We start from the raw sequence: 22,613 nt of genomic DNA on the forward strand, positions 1-22,613 counted from the left end.
GCTTGCTGAGCAAGTAGGGGTCGACGTCGCGTTGAAGTAGTGGGACACCGTTTCTTTGGGTCATGGTGTCGTCGGTGTACCAGTAGAGGCGGCGGACGTCTTTCGGTGACCGCTGCTGAGCGAGTTTCTGAGCCTCAGCAGCAGTGAAAAGCCAGACGACATCTTCCTCAAGGAACGTGAACGCCAGCAGCTGCGCGGTCGTGTCATGAGGGAAATTCCATCCAATGGCGTGTCTGCCGGTGCCTCCGGCAGGCGTAGCGCGCTCCACGGTTTTTATCTGAACGGTCGTGGCCGAGCTTGTTGCAGGTGCGTAGACGACGAGGTCGATTCCGGAATCGGTGGTCAGCCGTGCGCTGTCGATTCCGAGCTTGAGGAGCTGGTACTGCACGAGCAGTTCGCCTGCGGCACCGATGTGTTGCGTTGTCCTTCGGCGGATCGGCGTCTCGTCACTCACTGACGACCTCCGCGAGGTTTTGGTTTTGCCAGTCGCCGTATGTGAGGCCCGTCTGTTTTTCGAGCCAACTGGTCCGCCCGTTCGCGGATCGACCGGCGACAATGGAAGCCGCCGCAGAGGGACTGGCGAACACCTGGTTCTTCGTCAGAACTGCAGGTTCTGCTGCCGTGTCGATAGTCCCGTCGCGTTCTAATCGATCCCGGAGAGCGACGTACGACCCATTTCCGTTATGCCGGGTGCGCACTTGGGAGCCGGCGAGCACCGTGAATTCGCCGTCCTTCTCGACCGCGTAGGCGATGCGCCCCTCATTGCGGTTCTGGAGAATAAACCGGGTGCCAGCGTCTTTTTCCTCGGGAAGCTCGGTGGGCACTGCCGTCAATGTGGTCGGCGCTACCGAGGTGCGGAGAACGTTGACGCCGAGGACGGGCAGCGCGATGAGCGCTTGAGTGATGAAGTACTCCATGTCCGAGACATCGCCCTCGGGGAGGGCGATGAGGGGCGGGGCTGTTCCGTTGACGAGCTCCGAGCGTTGCGCCTCGCGAGCGATCTGCAGGAAGCGTGACTCGAGATATCTGGCGTGCGCTTTCGTGAGGTTCGCGTCTTTGCTCGTCAGTACTACTGCGCGCTCCCAGAAGTCCTTTTCTCGGGCGTGATTTGTGAGGCGCGTGCTGATGTCGTCGCCCTCGCCGATGTAGACCTGGAGACCGCCGACGCTATCGGGCGCGTCTCCCAGGAGCAGGTAAACGCCCGTGCGACGCGCTTCTTCGCGGCGAAGCAGCGCAGGCAAATCAGAACGCGGGCCCGCGAGAAGATGACCGGTCCAGTTCATGATCTCCGCGGTCACTAGGCCGCCTGGTGTTCCATCCACCAGAAACAGCCGAACGGACTTTCCTGACTTCGCCACAGCTCCCCCTCGTCGTTGATCCGCCCGCAGTTTATGGCAGGTACGGTGCCGGTTCGAGAGCGGCGAGTTGGGCGGGTTGGCACCGAACGTCGGCGGTTCACCCAACAATAGAGTTGTGAGTATGGCGCCCCTCCCCCACGTCTCGGACACGGCGGACCTGCGAAAGGCGCGAGGCGTATTCTTTTACGGAACCCCTCACCCGCTTTATCACCAACTGGGCCGTCCGCACACCCCTCGACCCCGTGATGGAGCCCTCGGCCGGCGATGCGGCCTTCCTCGTCGAGGCCATTCGTCGGCTGAGCGATCTTGGGGCGAAACGTCCGAAGGTTGCCGGGGTCGAGATTCACGCCCACAGCGCGAAAATCGCGTTAGGCAGGTCGACGTGGCGATCTCGGATTGGGCCAATGGCCCAGAGCTCCTCATCAGCACAGAGCGTATGGATGCCAGTTACGCGAACAACGCGCTAAACCGTGTCGAAGAAAGTTATGGCGACGCCAAGAACCTCCGATTTCGTCACCCCCTCGCCGCGCTCGGCTTCGTATTCGCTCTTATCTCGGGCATTTACGACAAGAACGGCAACCTCGGTCCTAAGGTAAAAAAGTTGCTCGCAAAACTTGGGCAAGAAGACGATGCCTACCACGCGGTCATGCTCGTCATGCCCGATTACAGCAAAGTCCAGTCCGGCCAGCTCACAGACGCATCCACTGTCTCAAACGCCATCCTGACCGACGTTGATTCAGTCTTGGTCCAAGTTCCCCTGGTCGGCATCCTCTGAAAAGAGTCGCCCTCCGACATTGCCCCGGGCACTTTCTTCGAGAAGATCATTGCCAGGATGCTGAAAAACACGCCCGTTGACTTTCACGCCGGTGCCAGCCTCTTGCGAGCCTTGGCCGAACTTCGATAGCACGTCTGCCGTCCGATTGAAAGCCGGTTCGGACGACGGCTCAGATGAACCGCAGCCGCGCTCCTGCGTCGTGGGCACCGCGCAACGTTTGATCAGAAGGGGGAGCCAGTAGTATTCTCTCGTGGCGAATATGGTGGGTCCAACTAATGCTGTGACTGACGCCGACATTCAGGTCGAACGCAAAAGCAACGAGACGTATAGAGGCCGAGCTCGCGGAACCTCAGCTCTCACAGCCGCTGCCGCCGGCGCCCTAGCCGCCGGGCTAGTTGTTTCTCCATCGGAGGGGCTACCCGAGCTTGCAAGGACACTCGGACTCGTCGCGATTATTCTGCTGGTTGTTTCAACTGGCACTTTCGTAGTTGCTTCATTGGTTCATGCGTACTCTCCACAAGGCAACGAGCAACATTGGCTGGCAGGGTTTGCCCGGCCTTGGCGAATCGCGCACCATGAATCCTCGGGAGTCGCAAATCAGGCGTTGGCTCCGCGCTTAGATACGGCCCAGCGAATGTCCAAGCGCATACGTCTGTTTACAGACTTGGGCATGTGGTCGGCCTTCGTCGCTGTTGTTTCCCTCATCTTGGCGTTATTTTTCATTACGACCTCGGCTTCCACGTCCGTACCCGTGCAAATTACTCGTACCGGCGGAGCGAGCCTCATGGTGCCGGGCTGCGGTCCAATAGTTGGGGCGATAAAGGGCGCTGTTTTGCAGCAGGATCTGCATGGCGACACGGCATCGATACGAGTTGCGATTGACCCCAGCCAATGCTCCATCAAGGCTCGCGGTCCGATCGACATTTACCTGGAACGGACGTCAATTGCTGTCATTAGTTCGAGCTCCTCAAGGTGACAGTTCCAGTGACGGTGGCCTGGGCTGCACTCCTATCACTCGATGGCACGGAGTGGCATGGAGCGCTCGACACAGCCATCTTAAACGGGGCCTCAGGTGGCGTCGAGGCGATGGAAATCCGCATATCTCAGGCTTCTCCTGCAATTCTGATTGTGAGTTACATGGCCATCAATCACGAGCAAATCGTTAGCGATAGGCACCTGGAGACCCTCCTCGCCTCACTCACATTGACTTCGCTTCAGACCCTCATGGTCGTCGCTTGTGGACGAGTCCCCAGGGGAGGCAAAAAGGTGGCAATCCAGGACGTACGCGATCTCCTAAATGATCAAGGCTTCAATGCCGGTTCAGAACGCATGGCGTATCGGTTTCCAGGCGATCAACAGCTCAGCGACGAAGCGCGCAAATTGATCACTCAACAATTTGCCCGGCTGAATCCCCCTGCCACTTACGTGCCCGCATCGATAGGGACAGCGACTACTAATGATTCTCCGGCCTTCCGTGCAGAAAGCGGCCTCAATTGAAGTTTCCAGATCTCGGCATCGAGTGGGTCGTCGCGGTCCTTGCGCCGTGGACCATCTCCCCTCATCCAAACTTCGGTCAAAAAGAAATCACTCCGGCGTCCAAGCTGGCGCTTGTGACGGAATTTCGGGTCTGGACCGAGCGAGCCAGGTATGAAGTCATCTCGTCTGCTCCCAACGACGACCTAGAACTTGCCCTCGTCGAGCAGGCGGCGAAGTCCTTGGAGAACACCCACCAGGCGGAGGCTGCCGAAGAATTGTGGCGCCTTGCCTTTGACACGAGATTGATTCCTGGCGCGCGGGTCGCTGCCGCCCTGTACGCAAGCGTCGCCTACGGGGAACTTGAACTTGCCAATGAGGCAGCTCAGCGAGTGATTGACCTTGCCCCACAGTTGCGCAGTACGGATATGAACGTAAAGTCGCCCAGCTTCGGCATCCTCATGGCTGCGCTGCTCCAACAACTAGTCACGCGGCTCCAGGATTCCTCCCGCTTCCGTGAGGCCGAGGAATACACGCGAGAAATTCTCCGGGTTCTTCCAGCCCCTTCCGCGAACGAATACGAAGAGTTTGAAGTTTCAAAGGGAATCAGCTGGGGTTCTAGTCGAGTCCAAAAGGACGTCATAGTTTCCATCCGTGAACACGCATGGGCGACACGCTCCTCGCTGGAGGGGATGTCGGGAAATTTGTGGACCCGGGTAGTTCGGTCGAGACAGGGTTGGATTGATAGCCGAATCCGATCAAGAGCCGGGGCCGCCAACGAGACGGTCATGGAAAACGACTTTGAGGCGACATTTGAATCCCTGTCAGGCAAAAGAACGTTTGGCAAGGCCACGCCTGCGGAAAAAGGCTACGCCTCACTACTCCTCGCCGAGCTATCGGGACATCCCGGTCTGCGAAACGAAAGAGAGTCGCTCGGAAAAATTTTGATGCTCGCGATGCCGACAAGTGTCCTGATGGCTCAAGAAGCATTGAGGCTGCTTAGACAATCTCAACGAGTCACGGGTTTGCAGCCGGCGGTGACTTGGATTCGCAATCAGGGTCCAACCCAAGCCCTTGTATTCGAGGCGCAAAGTATTCTTCAGCGGGCAGCACGCGCAGAAGGCATGACGGAGGCGGACCTGGTTCTCCTGGAAGCGGCTGCCGAGTTCCTGGCCCCAGAGGACCTCTCGAGTGGTGTCAGGGCCGTTCTAACATTCCCCCAAACAGAGCGGGTTTGGGGCAAGGTCGGATGGTCTGTCTACGACCGCATGTGGAAGACGCTAGCGCGCCTTCTCGAAGGCTCCAATAACCAAGACGATGTCGCGAGCCAGGCTGCTCGTGCTCTGATCGCTCACGAAGTAAACGACGTGCTTGCAGGTAGCTTGTCGGACGTCCTAAACACGCTGGAGTGGGAAGCGCTGTCGGATTCAACTCGCAATCTATTTTTGGAGTGGTTGAAGACTCCCTCCTCGCCTGATGTTGATTTAAGAACGATTCGCGCGCTGGTTTCGAAGAGGTTGGGCGTCGACGAGACCCCCCCTTCCGATTACCAAGGGCTGGAACGCATCGTTTGGTACTTAGACCAGGAGTCGCCTGGGTCAGAAGGTAATGACGCTCTTATCGAGACTTACGGGATGGAGCTTGGCAGAAGATTGAGGGACGAGGCCAAGCAGGCTCAGGCTGGCGTGGTCTCCTTTGGCGGTCTAAATACGGGTGAAGTGGCAGCTGCATTCGCTGAAAGGTTCGAAGACGCAGCTCTGTGGAGAAACCTCTCTCGCTACCTCGCCAATCAAGGCGTCGACAATGCCTTGAAAGAGAGAGCACTGGAGCGGATCGCAGCTCGTCCGACTCAAGTTCCTGCCGCGGCCAGAAAATTGTTGGCAAACGCTTGGCCGACAATTGTGGACGCACCACAGACCGATCACTTTTTGACCCCTTCGCCCCTTCCGGTTTTCCCCGCTGCTTTGCGAGCTGGGGGCGCACTCCAGCTCCTGACCGAGCAGCAGGCCATGGAGCGAGTCATGCAGCTGGCCGCGTATAACTCAAAGGGCCGTGTAGAAGCGGCGCGATCAATACCCTTTGTGCTGCCATTAGGCGACGCAACATGGGGCCATGTCCTGCTAGCGCAGATGTCCTACGATGAAAGCCCCGAAATTAGGGGCGCCGCTGGACGCTCTTTGGTGCTGACTTCGAACCTCGATACACCATTGTCATCGCAGGTAATCAGTCGCGTAAGCGAATTGTTAGCATCCGACGGCATCCGGGTGCCTCTCGCGATTCTTCACGGCTTTCAACAGCTTCAATCGCTCAACATAAATCCGCCGATGGCGTTCAGGGAGCCCGTCTTTGGCCGCACGCAGAAGCAGACGCCACGAGTCGTACGAAAAGCGGCTGAGCTCGTCATGGCCGGTTGGAGCAATTAGACGTGGCGCGATTCTTCTGGGTGACGGCCAACAGGAGGCAATGGTGGGGACTGCTGTCGGTTTGGTTGACTCCGATCGGTAGGAGCATTTGCTCCTGCTGGAAGGATGTTCATCATGGTGAAGGCCTATCCACCGGAGTTCCGGCGTGACGTGATCGCGGTCGCCCGCAGGGGCGAGGCATCGCATCGACAAGTCGCGAAAGACTTCGGGACATCCGAGACGTGCTTGCAACGGTGGCTCCGAGTGGCCGATCATGTCGACGGCCTCGATCCCGCATTCGCGTCGACCGCAGCAACGACAGCAGCTGAGGAAGCGGCGCTGAAAGAGGCGCAGAAGCGGATCCGGGTGCTCGAGCAGGAGAACGAGATCCTGCGCCGGGCGGCCGCGTATTTCGCCCAGTCTCAACTCCCAAAATGAGTTGCCTGGTGGTCCTTGACCTTGCCGCTGGGCGTTCGCGCACGGACTCGTCGCCCTCGTCCGCGACGGAACCCTTCAGAACATCAGCGCCGGCACCAACGGGCGGGGCACTGACTGACGACCTCGTCGCAGTATTCAACCGCACCGTCCGATAGAGGATCGTCCTCCGGACAATCGCCGACCGCAACCAGTCCCTCGGAGCTGCGGCGATCCGGCTGTCTCAGTTGGTGGACCGAAAAACGTTCCGGTGACGATGCCCCTTCTGAGGCTGCCCCGGCATGACCTCCTCGGGCCATTTTGGTTGACCCGTATGGACCGACGTTTAGGAGCTCACCGCGCAGCGCGGCGCCCTGACTACGCTCGGGGAGCCGGAATTGGAGTTGCCCGAGTGTGCGTCGAGGGTGGCGTGACCGCATGACGCACTCGCGACGGTCTCTTTTCTGTGTCGTCGTCAGGCGCGCATGCCGGCGGCAGCGCCCGTGATCCGGAGATGCGAAAGAGCCAGCCACACCTCTAGCCGTCGATCGCACACACGTCGGCGATATCGCCCAAGGGAGAGGGAGGCAGCGGCCGAGGTGGGCGACCGACCAACGCCGAGTAGCGCCGGCTACATCGTGGGTGCCGCGGCAAGACAGTCCGGCGATGCGTTCTCGTGCTTCTCGCTGCGGGGCTGAAACCTCTGACCCGGCAGCGGGAAGAACAACCCTAAGAAGTTGCAGAGTTAGCTTCGTGGCCGAGAAAGCCTCCAACCGTGGATGCCCCGGCTCCGAGGCCCTGACAGATTGACTTGTCGCCCTTCACAGGAACAGGGGCCCATCTGCAGCAGCCACCGCAGTCGTTTAATAGTTTCATCACCGGACAGCGGCAGTGCCAGCAGTCGTCAACGGTCGCTGGCGACGGGGAAGATCACGACCCAAACGCCCGGGTGATCGCGGTAGAGCCACCAGCCGGCACACCGTGAAACCGCGGATCCCGTTCAGTGAGGCGAGACATCGCTGCCACGAACCCACGACTGTATGTCTCGGACATAAGAACAGTGCAAGGGCAGATCATGCGGTCGCCGTAAGGCAGGGTGAACCCGCGTTCAGCCGTACGACACGGAAGTCTGGAAAGCGACACTTCGTTTTGGAAACCACGCAACAACTGTCGACCGCCTCGCTCCGTGCCCAGAGCTAGGACCGATTCGTGATGGATCGCCTCACGCGGGCTGCGTCGAGACGGCGGCCGATCGCAGTCGCGGGCGTGGTCAGATCGGCACCGAGTCGAACCGCTCGTCGATCTGCGGGTCGTAGAGCGGGAGATGCAGCGTCGCCATCGCCTGGATGACTAGGTTGTACTGCTCTTCTGACATCCACGAGCAGCTCACAGTGACGCTCTCGGGCGAGTAGCCGGCATCGATGCTGGCACGCTGGTCCGGCGAGAAGAGCATGGTCTGTTCACCGCCGTCGGCACGACGCGCCTCGACCGTCCAGTCCGGGAGTACCCCGATGAGCGCCTGCTCCGCCGCGTCGAGGTCGAGCAGATCGAGCCCCACGACCGGCTCGCCCTCCATCAGGGCCTCGTACACGGCGCGAGCGTCGAGGTGCTCGCTCGTTCTCCAGAACACGAACTGCTGGCTCATCGCATCTCCCTCTCGGCGGCGTCCACAGACTCCGCTCCCACCGTGCCACACACCAACTCCGCCGGGAGCGCGACACATTGCAGAGTTGCGTCATGCAGACGTGGGGGAGCGGCAGCCGGGTTCCGGCATGGAGTGAGCAGTCCGCTGTGCCGACTCGGCGTCGAGGCTCTGCGTGGGCAGTATCAGGCATCGTCATCGCCGCAACGGGGCTCACGGCAGCACTGATCGGCGCGGTGCTGGGGGTGGCGGCGCTGCTGGGCAGTGGTCTCATCTATGCCGCCAGCCAAGGAGAGGCCGGCCACGGGCACCTTTTCAAGGAGATCACCCGGATCGGTGGCTTCTATGTCGTCCTGCCGTTGGCCGTAATTGCTGTGGCGTGCACGGTGACAGCGTGGCGACGTACGCGAGCGCCGGACCGGTCGCGTACGACGACCGTAGTCGCCACCGTCTTGACCTCCTGTGTGGTGCTGGTGTCGCTGGTCACAACCCTGATCGCCAGTTGACGGACCGGCTCGACAGCTGCACCCCCATGAGCCCAGCACGCTACTCCCGAGGGTGCCAGGGCGATAGGGCCGTCCGCGTTTCGATCTCGGACACAGTGGCTGGCAGTCGAACAAGTTAGTTGGCAGCCGACACGACAGGCCGCCAGCAACCAAGGGCAACGACTCGCGACATCATCCCGTCAAATGCGACTCTGAATCTTTCATGTGTCGACAACCCCTGTCGGGACAGCTGCGTCACACAACTTGTGGCCCGGTGAGTTCGATTAGACATCCTCTAGGCCAGCGGCACTCTGCGCGTCCGTTTGAAGTGCGAACAGTCGGCCACGGCAGAGGTACGACTCTTCAACCGCGTCATGGTCAACAGTCGGCTGCAGCACTTACGACTGAGCACGCACCTTCACTCGGAAGACTAGGACCCCAACCGCCACGCAACCCGTCACGATTTTGACATAGCGACGAGTTAAGTGGCAAAGCGACGCTTTAGATGGCGGACAACAAGCACCTAAGCGCTAGGCATATCCACAAACCGCGAGAACATGCCGTGGAAGGCCACGGTGATGGTGTCGGTCGGGCCGTTGCGGTGCTTGGCGACGATGAAGTCGGCCTCGCCCTGGCGCGGGTTGTCTTTCTCGTAGGCCGACTCGCGGTGGAGCAGGATGACCATGTCGGCGTCTTGCTCGAGCGAGCCCGACTCGCGGAGGTCGCTGATCGCGGGCTTCTTGTCGGCACGCTGCTCGGGGCCACGGTTGAGCTGCGAGAGGGCGATGACGGGCACCTGCAGCTCTTTCGCCATCAGCTTGAGGGCACGCGAGAACTCCGAGACCTCCTGCTGGCGGCTCTCGACCTTCTTGCCCGAGGTCATCAGCTGGAGGTAGTCGATCACGACGAGCTTGAGGCCGACCTGCTGCTTGAGGCGACGGCACTTGGCGCGGATCTCGACGAGCGTCATGTTGGGGGAGTCGTCGATGTAGAAGGGGGCGTCGTTGATGCGGCCGCGGGTCTGGGCGATGGTCGTCCAGTCGCGGGCGTCGACGGTGCCCTTACGCATGTTTTGCAGCGGCACACTCGACTCGGCTGAGAGCAGACGCATCGCGATCTCGGAGCGCCCCATCTCGAGCGAGAAGAAGACGGAGGGCTGGTCGTACTTGATCGACGCGGCACGGCACAGGTCGAGGGCGAGCGTCGACTTACCGAGCGCGGGGCGCGCGGCGACGATGATCAGCTGGCCGGGGTGCAGGCCGTTGGTGAGGGCGTCGAGCTGGGCGAAGCCGGTCGGCACGCCCGTCATCTGCCCGTCGCGGCCCTTGGCGGCCTCGATCTCGTCGATGGCGACCGTAACGGCGTCGGTGAGCGGCACATAGTCTTCGGTCTGCACGCCACCGGCGACGTTGTAGACCTCGGCCTGCGCGTTGTTGACGAGGTCGATGACCTCGCCCTCGCTGGCGTAGCCCATCTGCACGATGCGCGTGCCGGCCTCCACGAGGCGGCGCAGTACAGCCTTCTCGGCGACAATCGACGCATAGTACCCGGCGTTCGCTGCGGTCGGCACAAGCCCGGTGAGCGTGTGCAGGTATTCGGCCCCACCGGCGCGGCTGAGCTCGCCGGCCTTCGTGAGCTCGTCGGTGACCGCGATCACGTCGGTCGGCTCGCCGTGCGAGTACAGCCCGAGCAGCGCGTTGAAGATGACCTCGTGCTTCGGCAGGTAGAAGTCGGCCGAGCGCACCGTCTCGATCACGTCGGCAGTGGCGTCTTTCGACAGCAGCATGCCGCCGATGGTGCTCTGCTCGGCGAGGAGGTCGTGCGGGGGAGTGCGGCGGTCGTAGCCGCCTCCGTTGCCGCCGTCGTAACCCGGCTTGTCGCCTCGACCGTCGCCGGAAGCGTTGGGCGCGAGACCAAGATGGGCTATCGACACGGGGGCCTCCTGCAAACGTTGAGTAACAAAAACCGTTCTACCGCCACCCTCCGACACCACAGCCGGAGAGCACGACGACCACGCCGCCGGGCACGGCAGAACTGCCCGAGATCACAGGCAGAAAACACCCCTGAGCCATCGTGTCGGGCGATGATCGCTGGCCCGCTGAGGGGCGCTGTCACACCATAGAGACTTGGCCCCCGCGAGACCAAATGCCCCTGTGGATAACTCTGTGGAAAATGTGGGAGAAACGCCGGGGCAACCTGGGGAGAACTGTGGACAGACCTGTGGAGAGAAAAGAATATTGGTGACCATTTAGGATCCTGACCAGGGGTTTCTGTTTCCACAGAGGCTGTGCGCAAAGTTGTGTGAATGCGGGGTTGAAGGTTGCGGAAACAAGACGCCCCTGTGCACAAAACACTTGACAGCCTGTCCCCTGCGGGGGTAGCTCCAGCACGTCTGTGCCCGTCCATCAGACCGGGTGGCAGGGCCCTTAAACGCCAGTAGCGGCAGACACCGGAGTGTCTGCCGCTACTGGGTCTCTGCGAGGCAGAGAGGAGGTGTTACTTCGCTGCGACGACCAGAAGGGCGATCGTGGCGACAACGTCTTCACGCAGACGGATGGTGGCTTCGTGCTCACCGGTCAGCTTGATGGCGTTGGGGATCTCGACCTTGCGCTTGTCGATCGTGCCGACGCCCTGCGCCGAGACGGCGTTGGCGACGTCAGCCGGCTTGACGGAGCCGAAGAGGCGCCCGCCGGTACCGGTCTTGACAGGAAGCGTGATCTTGACGGCCTCGAGGCGGGCCTTCATGTCTTTCGCCTCCTCGATCGTCTTGAGCTCGCGCGAGGCGCGGGCCGACTTGATCTGCTCGACCTGCTTCTCGCCGCCACGGGTCCACACGACACCGAAGCCCTGGGGCACGAGGTAGTTGCGGGCGTAACCGTTCTTGACGTCGACGACATCGCCGGCCGAACCGAGGCCGGAGACCTCGTGGATGAGGATTACCTTGGACATTCGCTACTCCCTAGCGGATCAGCGGCCGGAGCCGGCGTAGGGGAGGAGCGCCATTTCACGGGCGTTCTTCACGGCACGGGCGATGAGGCGCTGCTCCTGGACGGAGACGCCGGTGATGCGGCGAGCACGGATTTTTCCGCGCTCGGAGATGAACTTGCGAAGGGTCGCGACATCTTTGTAGTCGATGACGCCGACGCGGATCGCCTTCGCGGGGGCGGCGTTCTTGCCGCCCTTTCCGCGGAGGGGCTTGCGGCGGTCGCCGCTGCTCTTTCCAGCCATTGTGTTCTGCTTTCAGTCTTAAGAAGTGAAGAGGATCGAGGGCCTAGAAAGGCGTCTCGTCGTTGTAGGTGCCGCCACCGCCGGGGGTGTTCCAGACATCACCGGACGACGTGTTGCCGCCCTGTGACGCACCGGCACCCGCGGGCTGACCCCACGGCTCGCCGGCCGGGGCCTGCTGGCCTCCGCCGACTGCACCCTGGCCCTGCGGACGACCGCCGCCGAACGACCCGCCGGCGGCGCCGTCGCGAGACGACGAGGCACGAGTCACCTGAGCGGTGGCGTAGCGGAGCGAGGGGCCGATCTCGTCGATCTCGAGCTCCATCGAGGTGCGCTTTTCGCCCTCTTTGGTCTCGTACGAGCGCTGCTTCAGACGACCCTGCGCCATGACGCGGGAGCCCTTCGTCAGCGAGGAGGCGACGTGCTCGGCGAACTCGCGCCACACACTGGCACGCAGGAAGAGCGCCTCGCCGTCCTTCCACTCGTTCGACGCGCGGTCGAACGTGCGAGGGGTCGACGCGATCGTGAAGTTCGCAACTGCGAGACCGTTCTGCGTGTAGCGCAGCTCGGGGTCGGAAGTCAGGTTGCCCACGACGGTGATGACGGTTTCGCCGGCCATGACTACTCGGCAGCCGTAGCTGCGGCGGGCGCCTTGGCGGGAGCGGCAGCCTTGCGGGCGGCCTTCTCGTCGGCGAGCTTCTTGGCCTTGGCGACCATCTCGATGCCTTCTTCAGCGCGGAGGACCTTGGTGCGCAGAACGGCCTCGGAGAGACCGAGCTGACGGTCGAGCTCTTTAGTGGCGTCGGGGTTCGCGGTCAGGTTGACGACGGCGTAGATGCCCTCGGTCTTCTTCGCGATCTCGTAGGCCAGGCGACGACGGCCCCAGATGTCGATGTTGTCGATCGATCCACCGTCGTTGCGGATGACGTTGAGGAACTTGTCCAAGCTCGGAGCGACAGTGCGCTCGTCGATCTCGGGGTCAAGGATCACCATCAATTCGTACTGATGCATGTCTAACCCACCTCCTTCGGACTTAACGGCCACAGTATTTCTGTGGCAGGAGGGTAGTTGCATAGCTGCTCAGGCAAGGCGCGAAGGATCCGCGGCCACCGTAAGCAACCTTGACAGCCTACCGGGTCAGCGCTCTGACCACCAGGTGAGCAACCGCCTCGTGGCCTCTTCGGCGCCGAGCGGCCCCTCCTCGGTGCGCAGCTCGAGCAGGTAGCGGTACGCCTCGCCCACCTCGCGCGACGGCTTGATGCCGAGGATCTCTTGAATCTGCACGCCGTCGAGGTCGGGGCGGAGGGAGTCGAGCTCCTCCTGCTCCCGCAGCTCGGCGATGCGCGTCTCGAGGTCGTCGTACGCGAAGCCGAGGCGGTCGGCCTTGCGACGGTTGCGCGTGGTGACGTCGGCGCGGGTCAGCATGTGCAGGCGTTCGAGCTGGTCGCCGGCGTCGCGCACGTAGCGCCGCACGGCCGAGTCGGTCCAGGCGCCCTCGGTGTAGCCGAAGAAGCGGAGGTGCAGCTCGATCAGCCGGCAGACCGCCGCGATCGTGTCGTTGTCGAAGCGAAGCGCCTTCAGCCGCTTCTTGGCAAGCTTCGCCCCGACGACGTCGTGGTGGTGGAAGGTGACCACTCCGCCCGGCTCGAGGCGGCGGGTGGCCGGCTTGCCGCAGTCGTGCAGCAGGGCCGCGAGGCGGAGGGTGAGGTCGGGGGCGTCGCCGGGGTGGCGCTCGGCCTCGTAGCCGATCGCCTGGGTCAACACGGTGAGGCTGTGCTCGAAGACGTCTTTGTGGTGGTGGTGCTCATCGCGCTCGAGGATCATCGCGGGGAGTTCGGGGAGAACGAGGTCGGCTATGCCCGATTCGACGAGCAGGCGGACACCGGGCACGGGATCCTTCGTTTTGAGGAGCTTCGACAGCTCATCGTTGACCCGCTCGATCGACACGATCGACAGGGTCGAGGCGCGGTCGGTCATCGCCGCGAGCACGGCGGGGGAGACGGTGAAGCCGAGCTGCGAGGTGAAGCGGGCCGCGCGCATCATGCGCAGGGGATCGTCGCGGAACGAGTCGACGGCGGTGCCCGGGGTCTCGAGGGTGCGTGCGAGGAGGTGCTCGACGCCTCCGGATGGGTCGACCAGCACTCGCTCGGGCAGGCGCAGCGCCATCGAGTTGACGGTGAAGTCGCGGCGGATCAGGTCGCCCTCGAGGGTGTCGCCGAACTCGACCTCGGGCTTGCGCGTCTCGCCGTCGTAGACGTCGCTGCGGTAGGTCGTGATCTCGACGGTCTCGCCCTCGATGCGGGCGGCGATGGTGCCGAAAGCGCGACCGACATCCCAGTGGGCCTCGGCGATCGGCACGACGATCGCGAGGATCTCGTCGGGGGTCGCGGAGGTGGTGAAGTCGAGGTCGTTGACCCGGCGGCCGAGAAAGGCGTCGCGCACCGGTCCGCCGACGAGGGCCAGTTCGTGACCGGCCTTGTGGAAGGCCCGAGCGAGGCGGTCGACACGGCTCGTCTCGGCGAGCTGGCCGAGTCGTTCGAGTGCTTCCGCGACGGAATCCATGACGACCAAGCTTGCCATAGGCACGGCGCCCAGGGTTCCTTGGAGTCTTTCTCTAGACTCGTGCCTGCCCGCACGAGATCCACCGCTCGCAGGGCGCACTCCTTATCTATGAGAAAAATTGCCGCCGCCGCCGTCACATTCCTGGCCGCCGTCGCCCTCGTGGCCGGTCTGCCGGGCATGTCGTCGAGCCCTGCCGATGCGGCAACCGGCGACGACGTCACGGTGTCGGTCGCGCCCGCGGCCAGCGGCGTGATCGAAGAGGGAGACGACCTCAAGGCAACGATCACCGTGACCAACGGCACCGACGACGATCTGGGCGAGGGGGCGGTCCGTCTCTATCTCGACCGAGCGACCTTCGCCAGCCGCGACCAGATCGAGTCGTGGTTCGACCGCTCGCCCTCTGACGTGACCGATGCCCTCGGCTCGTTCATGACGACCGTCACCGTTCCCGCTCTCTCGGCCGGCAGCACCAGCGCCTCGATTCCCGTCACGATCCCCGAGTCGACGCTCTCGTTCGCCGGATCCGACTGGGGCGCGAAGGCCTTCGGTGCGCGGTACAGCGCCGACGGCATCGACATCACCGAGGCGCACTCCAGCGTCGTCTACTACCCGAACGACAGCTTCGAGCCGACGGGTCTGGCGATCGCCGTGCCGATCACGGTGCCCGAGTCGACCAGTGGGCTCATCTCGGCCGAGGCTCTGGCGTCGTACACCTCGCGCAACGGCATCCTGACGCAAGAGCTCGATGCCGTCCGCGGCCGCACGGTGGCCCTCGGCATCGACCCGATGATCCTCGCGTCCATCCGAATCCTCGGCAACGTCGCTCCGCCGTCGGCCGTCGAGTGGCTGCATCGGCTCGAGACCTCTCCCAACCAGACGTTCGCCCTCGCCTACGCCGACTCCGACATCTCGGGCACGCGCCAGGCCGGAGCCACCACCCTCGCCACTCCCATCGACTTCGACGCCGAGATCGCGGCTCAGCAGAAGAGCGAGCCCGACTCCTATACCTCCGAGCAGTCGGCGAGCCCGGCGTCCGATGCCCCCTCCGCCACAGCGACCTCAGGATCCGGCACAACCGCCCCCGACTCCACCGGCAGCGGCAGCACCGCGACTCCCGACCCCACCGCGACCACGATCCCGCCGACCTCCGAGGTGCCCACCACCGACTCGCTCCTCGCCTTCGACTACACCCAAGACGGCGTCGCCTGGCCTATCGAGGGCACCGTCTCATCCGACGACCTCCCCGTCTTCTCCTCCAGCGGCTACTCGACGACGATCCTCTCCAGCACGAACGTCAAGTCGCGTGGCACCGCGACGGAGAACGCGGCGACGACGATCGGCGGGCGCGGGGCGCTCGTCTCCGACTCCACCCTCTCGGGCCTCCTGCGTGACGCCGTGTCGGCGGAGACGACCCCGGAGTGGCGCGGCGACATCGCCGAGTTGTCGGCAGAGCTCGCCACCCTCACGCACGAACGGCCGAGCGACGCCCGCGCGCTCTTCGCGACGGTCGGTCGCGACTGGGCCACGACCGGCTCCCGCCTCGAGTCGACGCTCCGCGCGCTGTCGAAGCTGACCTGGACGAAGCCGAACACGCTGACCCGGGCCCTCAGTGCGACGTCCTCCACCGCGTCGCTCCAGTCGAAGTCGGCCGCCAAGGCCCGGGTCGACGCCCTCCGTCCTCTCATCGAGGCCGACAGAGACGTCGCCGAATTCGCCTCCGCTCTGAAAGAGCCCGCCGTCGTGACCGCGAAAGAACGCCTGCGCATGCTCGCGCTGTCGTCGAACGCGTGGAGCGGCAACATCAGCGGCCTGAAGACCGAGATCGCCAAGGCCGTCACGCGGGCCGACGCGATCACCCGCCAGATCTCGGTCGTCGACGGCAGCCCCATCAACGTGCTCGGCGACCGGTCGTCGCTCCCGATCTCGCTGCAGAACGACACCGACTCGGCAGCGGTCGTGAAGCTCCGCGTCGTCCCTTCGAACGGCTACCTCAACGTCGAGAAGAACGACGTCGCCGTGACCATCCAGGCCAAGTCGCGCACGAGCGTGACCGTGCCGGTGCAGTCGGTCGCGAACGGCAAGGTCACTCTCACGCTCACACTGTCGAGCAGCGACGGAACCACCATCTCCACACCCTCGCAGGTCGAGATCAACGTGCGCGCCGGCTGGGAGACCCTGATCACCCTCGTCTTCGCAGCCGCGGTCATCGCCCTGTTCGGCGGCGGCATCTACCGCAACATCCGCCGGCGTCGCCGCGGGCGCGGCGCGACCGCCGGCCCCGCCGAGGCACCCGCACAAGCAGACACGAAGGATCCCACGGCGAAAGTGACCGACGAGTGACCGCCATCGATCCCACCAGCGCGTCCGCGTCGGATCCTGACCCCTCGACCGGCGTCATCCCCGTCATCCGCACGCCCGCTCCGCGCAGCCTCGGCAGTGCGAGCGCCCTGCTCGCCTCGGGCACGATCATCTCGCGTGTGCTCGGCTTCGCGAAGACGGCCGTGCTCGCCGTCGCGATCGGCCAGGGCGGGAGCAGCGTGGCAGACGCCTTCGCCGTCTCGAACCAGCTGCCGAACACCATCTACGCGCTGGTCGCGGGTGGCCTCCTCAGCGCAGTCCTGATCCCGCAGATCGTCCGCGCGAGCAAGGGCGCCGATGGCGGTCAGACGTACATCAACAAGATCGTCACGCTCGGTCTCGCCGCCTTCGTCGCCGTGGCGCTGATAGCCACCCTGGCAGCGCCCTTCTTAGTGAACCTCTACGCCTCGTCGAGAGGGGCCGACGGGGGAGCGGGCTTCACCGAGCGCGGCATCGTGCTGGCCACGGCCTTCGCCTACTGGTGTCTGCCGCAGATCCTCTTCTACGCGGTCTTCTCGCTGCTCAGCGAGATCCTCAACGCCCGTCAAGTCTTCGGCCCCTTCACCTGGGCTCCCGTGGTCAACAACGTCGTCGCGATCCTCGGGCTCGTCGTCTTCATCGTGCTGTTCGGATCGCGCAACACCCTCGTCGACGACTGGACGACCGCCAAGACCGTCGTGCTCGCGGGCACGGCGACCCTCGGAGTCGCGGCTCAGGCGGGGTTCCTCCTCTTCTTCTGGAAGAAGGCCGGCCTGACCTTCTCGCCCGACTTCCACTGGCGCGGGGTGGGCCTCCGCGACACCGGTCGGGCAGCCGGCTGGATGTTCGCGTTGATCCTGGTCACCCAGCTCGCCGGCATCATCCAGAGTCGCGTCGCGTCGCTCGGCACCGACGTCGGCGCGTCCAACGCGACCCTCGCGGCGTCGTGGCTGATCTTCTTCCTGCCGCACGGCATCGTCACCGTCTCGATCGCCACGGCCTACTTCACGAGCATGACGAAGCACGCCGATCGCGGCGACCGTCGGGCCGTTCGCAACAACCTCTCCGACTCGATGCGCACCATCGGCCTCTTCATCGTCTTCGCGACAGTGGCCATCTCGGTCGTCGCCTTCCCATTCGCCCGCATCTACGAGTCGGAGTTCGCGAACGTCGAGTCGATGGCCCACGTCATCCTGGCGTTCATGCCCGGGCTCATCCTTTTCAGCATCCTGTTCTTGGTGCAGCGAGTCTTCTTCGCGTTCCACGACCAGCGCACCGTCTTCTTCTTGCAGCTCATCCAGTCGGGCGTCTTCGTCGCGATCGTGGTCGTCTGCTCGGTCACGGTGCCGGCAGACCGCATCGCCGTCGCGATCGCCGTCGCCACCTCGATCGCCGGCAGCGCCCAGACGGTCGTGGCGCTCCGCCTCGTCAGCCGCAAGCTCGGCGGCATGGACGGCCGCTGGGTGCTGCGCCGCCACGTGCAGTTCCTGCTGTTCTCGCTCATCGCCGGCGCGATCGGCTTCCTCGTTGTATCCGGTATGGGGGGTTACAGCCCGGACGGCTTCGGGCAATCCAACCCGGCCAATGCCCTGATCACGATGCTGGTCGCCGGCCTCATCATGGCGTTCGTGTACTTCCTCCTCCTGACCGGCGCCCGGATTCCCGAGCTGTCGGCCATGACGCAGCCGGTGTTCCGTAAGGCTCGGAGGCTGCTGCGGCGCTGAGCGGCTCCTCGCGCTGACCACCCGCGGCGTTCCCCGGATCCTGCGCCCTGGCCCGCTGTCTTGACGCCGCCTGTGAGCGCGCGGACGCGCGGAATAACCGGAAGTTAGGATGGGTTTCACCGCACAGGCGATCGGGTAATTCGATCTGCCACCCAATCGAAAGGTTCCGAATGCGCCAGGTCATCATCATCGGTTCCGGCCCAGCCGGTTACACCGCTGCGATCTACGCCGGTCGAGCCGGTCTCGCGCCCCTCGTGGTCGCCAGCTCCGTCGAGGCGGGTGGTGAGCTCATGAAGACCACCGAGATCGAGAACTTCCCCGGTTTCCCCGACGGTCTGCAGGGCCCCGAGCTCATGTTCAAGATGCAGGAGCAGGCCGAGAAGTTCGGCGCCGAGGTTCTGCTCGACGACGTCGTCAGCGTCGACCTGTCCGGTGACGTCAAGAAGGTCACACTGGGCTCCGGAGCCGTCGAAGAGGCGCTCACCGTCATCTACGCGACCGGGTCGGCCTACCGCAAGCTCGGTCTCGCCGACGAAGAGCGTCTGTCGGGCCGCGGTGTCTCGTGGTGCGCCACGTGCGACGGCTTCTTCTTCAAGCAGAAAGAGATCGCGGTCGTCGGCGGCGGCGACTCGGCTATGGAGGAGGCGACGTTCCTCACGCGCTTCGCGACCAAGGTCTACGTCATCCACCGCGGCGACACCCTCCGTGCCTCCAAGATCATGCAAGACCGCGCGTTTGCCAACGACAAGATCGAGTTCCTCTGGAACAAGACGGTCACGGCGATCACGGGTGACGAGAAGGCGGCCGGCGTCACGCTGACCGACACCGTCGACGGCACCGAGTCGCACCTCGACCTCGAGGGCCTCTTCATCGCGATCGGCAACGACCCGCGCACGCACCTCGTGCACGGCCAGCTCGACCTCACCGAAGACGGCACGATCGCGGTCCAGGGTCGCTCATCGAAGACCAACCTCCCCGGCGTCTTCGCCGCGGGCGACGTGATCGACATCACCTACCGTCAGGCGATCACCGCTGCCGGTTCAGGTACCGTCGCCGCCCTCGACGTCGAGCACTACCTCGCCGGTCTCGACCAGCAGCTCGTGGCCCAGGCCCTGGGTGAGCAGCCCGCCGAGCCCGTCACCGTCAGCGCCTGATTCAGGCCGACTGACCCTCTCGCTTCACAATCTTTGACTCTCCACGAAAGGGGAAGACTATGAGCACCGCAACAGCAGTCACCGACGCCAACTTCGAGGCCGAAGTCCTCAACTCCGACGAGACGATCCTCGTCGACTTCTGGGCCGAATGGTGTGGCCCGTGCCGCGCCGTCTCGCCGATCCTCGACCAGATCGCGTCGGAGCACTCCGACAAGATCAAGATCGTCAAGCTCAACGTCGACGACAACCCGCAGACCGCGATGAAGTACCAGATCACCTCCATCCCCGCGATGAAGGTCTACCGCGGTGGCGAGGTCGTCAAGACCGTCATCGGCGCCAAGCCCAAGCCGGCCCTCGAGGCCGACCTGGCGGACTTCCTGGCGTAGACAACCGTCAGAAAGCCCGCCCAGCAACCACGCTGGGCGGGCTTTCTTTTGTTAACTCACTAACCTTGACCGAAACCCCTCACACAGACAGGGCATCGCATGACCAACCAGGGCACCAACCTCGATCCGTGGTACGACAGCTACGCCGACCGCACCGCAGGCCTCAGCGCCTCTGAGGTCCGGGCCCTGTTCGCCGTCGCCTCCCGCCCCGAGGTCGTCTCCCTGGCCGGCGGAATGCCCTTCGTCTCGGCCCTGCCCAAAGAGATGGTGATGGGTTCGATCGAAAAGGTCATGCGCGATAACGGCGCGATGGCCCTGCAGTACGGCTCCGGCCAGGGCACCCCGGCGATCCGCGAGCACATCATGGAGATCATGGCCATGGAGGGCATCCGGGGGAGCGCCGACAACGTCGTCGTCACCACCGGCTCGCAGCAGGCCCTCGACCTCGTCACGCGCCTGTTCATCAACCCCGGTGACGTGGTGCTGGCCGAGTCTCCGAGCTACGTCGGAGCGCTGGGCGTGTTCCGCGCCTATCAAGCGGACGTCGTACACGTCGAGATGGACGACGAGGGGCTGGATCCTGAGGCTCTCCGCCAGGCGATCACCGCCCTCGAAACCGCGGGCAAGCCGATCAAGTTCCTCTACACGATCCCGAACTTCCATAACCCCGCGGGCGTCACTCTGACCTGGGCTCGTCGCCTCGAGATCCTCGACATCTGCCGGTCGCACGGCATCCTCGTGCTCGAAGACAACCCGTACGGTCTGCTCTACTTCGACCAGCCGGCGCCCCAGGCGATGCGCTCGGTCGACGACGAGGGAGTCATTTACCTCGGCTCGTTCTCGAAGACACTCGCGCCGGGTTTCCGGGTCGGCTGGGCGCTCGCCCCCCACGCCATTCGCGAAAAGCTGATTCTCGCCAACGAGTCGGCCACGCTCTCGCCGTCGTCGTTCGGTCAGTTCGTCATCACCGAGTATCTCGACCAGACCGACTGGAAGGGCCAGATCGACACCTTCCGCGGCATCTACGCCGAACGGCGCGACGCGATGCTCTCGGCGCTAGGGGAGTACCTGCCCAGCCTCTCGTGGACCAAACCCGACGGCGGCTTCTTCGTCTGGGTCACCCTGCCCGACGAGCTCGACGCGAAGGCCATGCTGCCCCGCGCGGTCAAAGAGTTGGTCGCGTACACGCCCGGCACGGCATTCTTCTCCGACGGTCAGGGTCGCAACAACATCCGTCTCTCGTTCTGCTACCCGACGCCCGAGTCGATCCGCCTCGGAGTCTCTCGACTCGCCACCGTCATCAATGGCGAGCTCGATCTGCTGCGCACTTTCTCGGGTGCGTCGATCACCACGCAGACTCCAACGCGTCAGAGCGTCGGAAACCCGCCTCCGAACACCCTCTGACCAGCAAAAACGCAGGATCCAGCCCCACGCACCGAAATGAAGGCGCCACTCTCATGACCACGCCCCTCGTCCCCGCCTCCCTCCGCACCGTGACCGTCCTGGCGGGCGGAATCAGCCATGAACGCGACGTGTCGCTCCGCTCCGGTCGACGCGTTGCCGACAGCCTGGTGTCGCACGGGGTGAAGGTCGAGCTGCGTGACCCCGATGCCTCGCTGCTCGAGCACCTCCGCACGACTCGTCCCGACGTCGTCTGGCCTGTCCTGCACGGTGCCAGCGGCGAAGACGGTGCTCTGCGTGGCTTGCTGGAGGCCGTCGACATCCCGTTCGTCGGGTCTCGCGCGACGGCAGCTCGGCTGGCCTGGGACAAGCCGACAGCCAAGGCCCTCGTCGCCCGCGCCGGCATTCACACGCCGCGGAGCATCACCCTGTCTCACGACTCGTTCCGCGAACTCGGCGCCGCCGGCGTGCTCGAGGCGATCGCCGAGGAGCACCCGGTGCCCGTCGTCGTGAAGCCGGCCCGCGGTGGATCCGCGCAGGGTGTCACGGTCGTCGACACCGCCGCTGGTCTACCCCGCGCCATGGTCGATGCCTACACGTACTGCGAAGACGTCATCGTCGAGCAGAAGATCGTCGGCACCGAGATCGCCATCGGAGTGATCGACACGGGCGATGGCCCCATAGCCCTGCCTGCCGTCGAGATCGTGCCGACGTCGGGGTTCTACGGCTTCGAGGCGCGGTACAACGCGGGGGAGACCCGCTTCTTCACGCCCGCCCGCCTGTCGTCGTCGGTTGCCGAGGCTGCCGCCGCCGCTGCGGTGGCCGCGCACGAGGCCCTCGGGCTTCGCCACCTGTCACGCGTCGACATCATCGTCGACGCAGCCGGGACGCCGTGGTTCCTTGAGGTCAACGTGCTGCCCGGGCTCACCGAGACGTCGCTGGTGCCGCAGGCCCTCGAGGCGGCCGGCTACGACCTCGGATGGGTCTACGCCGAGCTCGCGCAGAAGGCGATCACTGACCACAGCGCCTGAGGTTCGGTGCTGGGGGGGGTGGTGGTGCTGGTGGCGCTGGTAGTGGCGCTGCCTTCTGTGTTGACGTTGGGTTCGCCCCTTCGACCTGGACCCAGGCGCCCGGCCTAGACACGCTCACTCGGCCCAAACCCGCACAACCGGCCTAAACACCCGCCCTAGGTTCGGGTTTTATGCCGCCTTTGCGGGTCTGTCCCGGCCTAGCGGGTCTGTCCCGGCCTAGCGGGTCTGTCCCGGCCTAGCGGGT

The 22,613-nt window shown here is 64.2% G+C and carries 20 protein-coding genes; 11 read left to right on the top strand and 9 right to left on the bottom strand.

The window, feature by feature from the left end:
• Window positions 1–454: hypothetical protein (locus ASF54_RS16695; RefSeq protein ID WP_162237139.1), on the bottom strand; the 454-nt coding region annotated here is incomplete at its 3' end.
• Window positions 447–1,358, bottom strand: a complete 912-nt coding sequence (locus ASF54_RS13595; protein ID WP_055964214.1) for a GIY-YIG nuclease family protein — start codon at window positions 1,356–1,358, stop codon at window positions 447–449. The genes ASF54_RS13595 and ASF54_RS16695, both read right to left, overlap by 8 nt.
• A gap of 382 nt (window positions 1,359–1,740) precedes the next feature.
• On the opposite strand from ASF54_RS13595, the gene ASF54_RS13600 reads away from it, so the two are divergent.
• From ASF54_RS13600 to ASF54_RS13605, 4 genes are all read left to right on the top strand, one after another.
• Window positions 1,741–2,133: a hypothetical protein gene (locus tag ASF54_RS13600; protein ID WP_055964217.1), complete on the top strand. Its 393-nt coding sequence runs from the start codon at window positions 1,741–1,743 to the stop codon at window positions 2,131–2,133.
• Window positions 2,134–3,117: 984 nt separating this feature from the next.
• Entirely contained in the window at window positions 3,118–3,630 is a 513-nt protein-coding gene (locus ASF54_RS16515) for a hypothetical protein (protein WP_162237140.1), read from the top strand.
• Entirely contained in the window at window positions 3,627–6,029 is a 2,403-nt protein-coding gene (locus ASF54_RS16520) for a hypothetical protein (RefSeq protein WP_157510202.1), read from the top strand. Before ASF54_RS16515 ends, ASF54_RS16520 begins: the two co-directional genes overlap by 4 nt.
• Window positions 6,030–6,143: 114 nt before the next feature.
• Window positions 6,144–6,446 (top strand): IS3 family transposase, encoded by a 303-nt coding sequence (locus ASF54_RS13605; protein WP_055965364.1) that lies wholly within the window; start codon window positions 6,144–6,146, stop codon window positions 6,444–6,446.
• Between the two features lie 1,246 nt (window positions 6,447–7,692).
• Here ASF54_RS13605 and ASF54_RS13610 read toward each other — a convergent pair.
• The gene (locus ASF54_RS13610; RefSeq protein WP_055964219.1) at window positions 7,693–8,067 is read right to left on the bottom strand and encodes a hypothetical protein; all 375 of its coding nucleotides are present in this window, start codon (window positions 8,065–8,067) and stop codon (window positions 7,693–7,695) included.
• A 92-nt stretch (window positions 8,068–8,159) separates the two neighbouring features.
• Between ASF54_RS13610 and ASF54_RS13615 the strand changes: the two genes are divergently transcribed.
• Window positions 8,160–8,570 (top strand): hypothetical protein, encoded by a 411-nt coding sequence (locus ASF54_RS13615; RefSeq protein ID WP_157510204.1) that lies wholly within the window; start codon window positions 8,160–8,162, stop codon window positions 8,568–8,570.
• A gap of 502 nt (window positions 8,571–9,072) precedes the next feature.
• Here the strand turns inward: ASF54_RS13615 and dnaB are convergent.
• The 6 genes from dnaB to ASF54_RS13645 all read right to left on the bottom strand — a co-directional run bounded on the left by dnaB (window position 9,073) and on the right by ASF54_RS13645 (window position 14,336).
• A complete protein-coding gene (dnaB, locus tag ASF54_RS13620; RefSeq protein WP_055964225.1) occupies window positions 9,073–10,482 on the bottom strand; it encodes a replicative DNA helicase in 1,410 nt (469 codons plus the stop codon).
• A 563-nt stretch (window positions 10,483–11,045) separates the two neighbouring features.
• A complete protein-coding gene (gene rplI, locus ASF54_RS13625) occupies window positions 11,046–11,498 on the bottom strand; it encodes a 50S ribosomal protein L9 (protein WP_055964228.1) in 453 nt (150 codons plus the stop codon).
• A gap of 18 nt (window positions 11,499–11,516) precedes the next feature.
• The gene (rpsR, locus tag ASF54_RS13630; protein ID WP_055964231.1) at window positions 11,517–11,777 is read right to left on the bottom strand and encodes a 30S ribosomal protein S18; all 261 of its coding nucleotides are present in this window, start codon (window positions 11,775–11,777) and stop codon (window positions 11,517–11,519) included.
• Between the two features lie 43 nt (window positions 11,778–11,820).
• Entirely contained in the window at window positions 11,821–12,393 is a 573-nt protein-coding gene (locus ASF54_RS13635; protein WP_055964234.1) for a single-stranded DNA-binding protein, read from the bottom strand.
• A 2-nt stretch (window positions 12,394–12,395) separates the two neighbouring features.
• The gene (gene rpsF / locus ASF54_RS13640; protein ID WP_055964237.1) at window positions 12,396–12,785 is read right to left on the bottom strand and encodes a 30S ribosomal protein S6; all 390 of its coding nucleotides are present in this window, start codon (window positions 12,783–12,785) and stop codon (window positions 12,396–12,398) included.
• Window positions 12,786–12,911: 126 nt separating this feature from the next.
• The gene (locus tag ASF54_RS13645; protein ID WP_055965367.1) at window positions 12,912–14,336 is read right to left on the bottom strand and encodes a CCA tRNA nucleotidyltransferase; all 1,425 of its coding nucleotides are present in this window, start codon (window positions 14,334–14,336) and stop codon (window positions 12,912–12,914) included.
• Between the two features lie 108 nt (window positions 14,337–14,444).
• Between ASF54_RS13645 and ASF54_RS16700 the strand changes: the two genes are divergently transcribed.
• From ASF54_RS16700 to ASF54_RS13675, 6 genes are all read left to right on the top strand, one after another.
• Entirely contained in the window at window positions 14,445–16,676 is a 2,232-nt protein-coding gene (locus ASF54_RS16700) for a DUF6049 family protein (protein WP_055964239.1), read from the top strand.
• The gene (murJ, locus tag ASF54_RS13655) at window positions 16,673–18,397 is read left to right on the top strand and encodes a murein biosynthesis integral membrane protein MurJ (RefSeq protein ID WP_162237141.1); all 1,725 of its coding nucleotides are present in this window, start codon (window positions 16,673–16,675) and stop codon (window positions 18,395–18,397) included. The genes ASF54_RS16700 and murJ overlap by 4 nt, the downstream gene beginning before the upstream one ends.
• Before the next feature lie 170 nt (window positions 18,398–18,567).
• Window positions 18,568–19,551 carry a thioredoxin-disulfide reductase gene (gene trxB, locus ASF54_RS13660; protein WP_055964242.1) on the top strand — a complete coding sequence of 328 codons (984 nt, stop codon included), beginning with the start codon at window positions 18,568–18,570 and terminating at the stop codon, window positions 19,549–19,551.
• A 59-nt stretch (window positions 19,552–19,610) separates the two neighbouring features.
• A complete protein-coding gene (trxA, locus tag ASF54_RS13665) occupies window positions 19,611–19,937 on the top strand; it encodes a thioredoxin (protein ID WP_055964244.1) in 327 nt (108 codons plus the stop codon).
• Window positions 19,938–20,036: 99 nt separating this feature from the next.
• Window positions 20,037–21,341: an aminotransferase-like domain-containing protein gene (locus tag ASF54_RS13670; protein ID WP_055964246.1), complete on the top strand. Its 1,305-nt coding sequence runs from the start codon at window positions 20,037–20,039 to the stop codon at window positions 21,339–21,341.
• A 53-nt stretch (window positions 21,342–21,394) separates the two neighbouring features.
• Entirely contained in the window at window positions 21,395–22,369 is a 975-nt protein-coding gene (locus tag ASF54_RS13675) for a D-alanine--D-alanine ligase family protein (protein WP_055964250.1), read from the top strand.
• The last annotated feature ends 244 nt before the right edge of the window (window positions 22,370–22,613 follow it).

The organism is Frondihabitans sp. Leaf304, from assembly GCF_001423105.1.
Taxonomy (GTDB): domain Bacteria; phylum Actinomycetota; class Actinomycetes; order Actinomycetales; family Microbacteriaceae; genus Frondihabitans.

Coding starts and splice junctions, on each gene's coding strand:
- ASF54_RS13605 (WP_055965364.1), top strand. CDS start 6,144: ATGGTGAAGGCCTATCCACCGGAGTTCCGGCGTGACGTGATCGCGGTC.
- ASF54_RS13610 (WP_055964219.1), bottom strand. CDS start 8,067: ATGAGCCAGCAGTTCGTGTTCTGGAGAACGAGCGAGCACCTCGACGCT.
- ASF54_RS13615 (WP_157510204.1), top strand. CDS start 8,160: ATGCAGACGTGGGGGAGCGGCAGCCGGGTTCCGGCATGGAGTGAGCAG.
- rplI (WP_055964228.1), bottom strand. CDS start 11,498: ATGTCCAAGGTAATCCTCATCCACGAGGTCTCCGGCCTCGGTTCGGCC.
- rpsR (WP_055964231.1), bottom strand. CDS start 11,777: ATGGCTGGAAAGAGCAGCGGCGACCGCCGCAAGCCCCTCCGCGGAAAG.
- ASF54_RS13635 (WP_055964234.1), bottom strand. CDS start 12,393: ATGGCCGGCGAAACCGTCATCACCGTCGTGGGCAACCTGACTTCCGAC.
- rpsF (WP_055964237.1), bottom strand. CDS start 12,785: ATGCATCAGTACGAATTGATGGTGATCCTTGACCCCGAGATCGACGAG.
- ASF54_RS13645 (WP_055965367.1), bottom strand. CDS start 14,336: ATGGATTCCGTCGCGGAAGCACTCGAACGACTCGGCCAGCTCGCCGAG.
- ASF54_RS16700 (WP_055964239.1), top strand. CDS start 14,445: ATGAGAAAAATTGCCGCCGCCGCCGTCACATTCCTGGCCGCCGTCGCC.
- trxB (WP_055964242.1), top strand. CDS start 18,568: ATGCGCCAGGTCATCATCATCGGTTCCGGCCCAGCCGGTTACACCGCT.
- trxA (WP_055964244.1), top strand. CDS start 19,611: ATGAGCACCGCAACAGCAGTCACCGACGCCAACTTCGAGGCCGAAGTC.
- ASF54_RS13670 (WP_055964246.1), top strand. CDS start 20,037: ATGACCAACCAGGGCACCAACCTCGATCCGTGGTACGACAGCTACGCC.
- ASF54_RS13675 (WP_055964250.1), top strand. CDS start 21,395: ATGACCACGCCCCTCGTCCCCGCCTCCCTCCGCACCGTGACCGTCCTG.